Source organism: Gilliamella bombi (genome assembly GCF_900103255.1).
Classification (GTDB): domain Bacteria; phylum Pseudomonadota; class Gammaproteobacteria; order Enterobacterales; family Orbaceae; genus Gilliamella; species Gilliamella bombi.
Genome location: NZ_FMWS01000045.1, coordinates 1 through 4,040, shown reverse-complemented (window position 1 = coordinate 4,040; position 4,040 = coordinate 1). Strand labels below are relative to the sequence as shown.

Annotated in this window: 2 protein-coding genes; both read right to left on the bottom strand. The window is 36.2% G+C overall.

Annotated elements, in window-relative coordinates; genetic code table 11:
• Positions 1-681: 681 nt before the first annotated feature.
• A complete protein-coding gene (locus tag B9N71_RS08945) occupies positions 682-2,319 on the bottom strand; it encodes a hypothetical protein (RefSeq protein ID WP_085165631.1) in 1,638 nt (545 codons plus the stop codon).
• Positions 2,320-2,914: 595 nt separating this feature from the next.
• The coding region (locus tag B9N71_RS08940; RefSeq protein WP_208610475.1) for a hypothetical protein at positions 2,915-4,040 on the bottom strand (1,126 nt) is incomplete at its 5' end.

The following is a 4,040-nucleotide window of genomic DNA, read 5'->3' as shown; positions in this document are numbered from 1 at the left end:
TTGTGCCTTGTGCCTAAAATGGTACTGCATTTCGTTTCACCTGTCAAGTAATATTTTGTTTTATTTCGATTTTTTATAATTATTCGCTTATTTAATAAGCTTACCTTTCTAAAGCGATGAAAGTATAACCATTTATAAAATAGTTGGCTAGTTTTTTGGCGGACTTTTTTGTAAAGAAATGTAAAGATGAAAACGATTCGGTTTTATAGATAGGTGAATTTTATAATTAAAATAGGGTGTTAGCTTTAGGACTTTTTGATTTTTACGGAATGATTAATATTGGTGATAACATCTAAAACGCAAACACGCCCAACAGCCCAGTTTGACGTGCTAGCTTTATTTCGTTATCGGTATATTTTGATGCTGTGATAAGGCAGGCATATTAGCATTGTGGTGCTATAAGTGTGTTTTGCTCTAAAAATGCTCAGATAGACTATTGATTTTATTGAAGTTTTTATTTGCATTTTTAAATAAAATCAATCTTTTATAGGATAGTTTTTATTACATTGAATTTGGCTTTTTAAGAAAATCGCTTTTGTTATTTAATAACAGTGGTTTAATAACCGTTGTTTAATAATAAAAGCTCTAGGCTAAAAGTCATTGCTTGTTCAGCGTCCCAACTAACTCACAGGCTGCATGCTTGGTTATATTACCTCTATTTACACCATAAACGCCCATACCCTATTCATAAGGTGTGGCGCAAATAACAGGAAATTGGAACATATCCTGACCATCAGCAATAAGACCAGCAATAAAATCTTTACCCATACCCATAAAATCCATAACCATGCCTTCAGCCGTAACCGCATAGAAGTCACTCGTCCATAAATATTGCAAGGCGGAAGGTTTTTCGCCGTAATCGCCCACAACACCCCATTCAGTAAAAAATCCAGCACCAATTCGTCGTTGATAAAAATTACCTGCTGAAGAAGGTTTAGCACCATCTGCATCGCATGGAAACGGCATCATCGGCCACGAAATACCGCATTTCGCATTGGTTAAATCGCTTATCCGTGACATTTTATAACCCAAACTATCACACCATGTTGATTGTTTTACAAAACCAAACATATGATAATAGTCCAAACCACGACTAACGAACCACTGCTTTAACACAAATCCATACTTCACCTCATTACCAAGGCTATCTGTTCCCACCAACTCAAATGTCTGTGGTAAAGATGGAACTTTCAGTCGGCTAGGAGAATCTGAATCTAGCTGACTAGGACTTGCACTAGGACCATTTAATGTTACCCGCGTAACATAATAATCTTCCTGATATCTCTCAGGAATCCAAATATCACTGTCACTTAATTGGATTGGTCTCCTCCAACTTACCGTTGCTTTTATATCCCCTTTCGTCTCAACATGCCAAGTCAACTGACTTGCATCTCCACCTTCAATACCTAAATCAAAATATAAACCATCTAAGCCCGTAGTTGGAAAATTAAGTCCATAATCGGATGAATTAGTTGCCTGAACAAGAAAACCTTCTTTAGAATCCCATATGTTAGGTGGACCTGCGAAGTCCATCCCCCAACCATCAGTAATACTACCATATCTTAGATTTGGTCTTACGTATCGCACAAAGTAACAACTGCCAGATGAATTCGGTTTGATGTAATATAGCACTGTACTATCATCAAAAGCACTTCTATTTGGCACTCCATACTGAGTTGTTAAACTACCTTCTGTGCTACTTAATATTATTTTATAAGGCGCTTTACAAATATCTAGTGTATCGCTACGATTAACAGCATTACCATCTTTGTCAGCAAAATAAACCGACAAACTTCCCGTTGCCGTAACTTTGTCATCACCATCTCCATCATCATCTCCCCAATTACCTCGAGTAATTAAATCATTTAAACTAATTGAATTTGTCCCCTGTGGCACCGCCATGTGTATATCATTAAAAGCACTTCCATTAATTAAGGTTATCGGATTTGTCGGACTCGATAAATTAGTTGATGGTCTGATGGTACTACCATCAGGCAACTCAATAGCTAATAACGTGTCAGTCGTTGTTGCTTTTATTCGTCCTCCTTCAAACGTAAAGTACGGCGCACTACCATGAATGACCTTAGATGTACTTACCATTAATGCCTGTAAGCTAAATGAATATGGTAATAGCGACATCAATAGCAAAGACAACGGAATTGGAAATTTGGGGATAAATTTTAATCGTGAAACAAATACAAATGAATCGACAGATTTATTTGATAAAATAAAATTTTTTAAGTTTTTTTTAAGATTTAAATGGTTAAAAAGATTTAAGACATAGACCTTCCAGTGCTGAAGTCTAAAATAATACTGCATTACGATCCATCCATTAAATAATTCTTTATATTTATACTTATTTATTCATTAAATAAGCTTATCTTCCATAATAGATAGAATTATAACTATTAAAAAAAAACTAGCTAGTTTTTTAGCTATTTTTTTGTAAAGAAATGTAAAGATAAGCAGAATGATTAATATTGCTGATAACATCTAAAACACAAACACGCCAAACAGCCCAGTTTGGCGTGCTGAACTTACTTCGTTATCAGCACTTTTTGATGCTGCGATAAGGCAAGCATATTAGCATTGTGGAGCTATAAGTGTGTTTTTTGTTCTAAAATCGCTCAGGTAGACCATTGATTTTATTGAAGTTTTTATTTGCATTTTTAAATAAAATCAAACACTTATAGGCTAGTTTTTTATTACATTGAATTTGGCTTTTTAAGAAATAAGAAAAGCGCTTTTGTTATTTAATAACAGCGGTTTAATAACCGTTGTTTAATAACAAAAACGCAAGGCTAGGAGCCCTTGCCTGTTCAGCGTCCCCAACTAACTCACAGGCTTCATTCTTGGTTATATTACCTCTATTTACACCATAAACGCCCGTGTCCTAAATTTTAAGAAATAAGAGTTAAGGTGTCCTGCAAATAACACCAAGGGGGGGGGACATAGACATATCATCAGCAACATCTAAACCAGTATTCATAATTATGCCTCCATCCATGATCATATATAACTCACTCGTCCATAAATGCTGCAGAGGGGCGGGGGTTTCGCCGTAATCGCCTATATTACCCCATTCAGTAAAAAATCCAGCACCAATTTGTCGTTGATAAAAATTACCTTCTGAAGATGGTGTAGCACCATCTACGCCATTTCTACATGGGAAATTATTACTATCTACACCACACTTCGCATTGGTTAAATCGCTTATCCGTGACATTTTATAACCTAAACTATCACACCATGTTGATTGTTCAGAAAAACCAGCCACATGATGATAGCTCGAACCACGACTAACGAACCACTGCTTTAACACAAAGCCATACTTCACCGCATTGCCACGACCATCTGTTCCCACCAATTCAAATGTCTGTGGCAAAGATGGAACTTTCAGTCGGCTAGGAAAATCTGAATTTCGTTGACTAGGACTTGCACTAGGACCATGTAATGTTACCCGCGTAACATAATAATCAGGGTTATATTTCTGATGCGGAGGAATCCAAATATCACTGTCACCTAATTGGATTGGTCTCCTCCAACTTACCGTTGCTTTTATATCCCCTTCCGTCTCAACATGCCAAGTCAACTGACTTGCATCTCCACCTTCAATACCTAAATCAAAATATAAACCATCAAAGCCCGTAGTTGGAAAATTAAGTTCATAATCAGATGGATTAGTTGCCTGAACAAGAAAACCTTTATCAGGATCCCATATGTTAGGTGGGCCTGCGTGATTATTCCCCCAAAAACCATCATGGCTATTACCAAATCTTAGATTCGGCCTTACATAGTTGACAAACATAGATGAAGGCAAAATTATTGCATCGCTACGATTATTATGCATTCGACTAGTTTTGCTAGTTAATGCCTGCAAATTCAATGAATGCAGTATTAATAACAGTACCAACAAGATTTTTTGGGTTAATTTTGATAATGATTTGGAAGATATAAATGAGCTTCGTATAAAAACTCGTCGAATAGGATTATTTGATAAATTTAAGACATAGGTTTGCCAGGCCTTGTGCCTTGTGCCT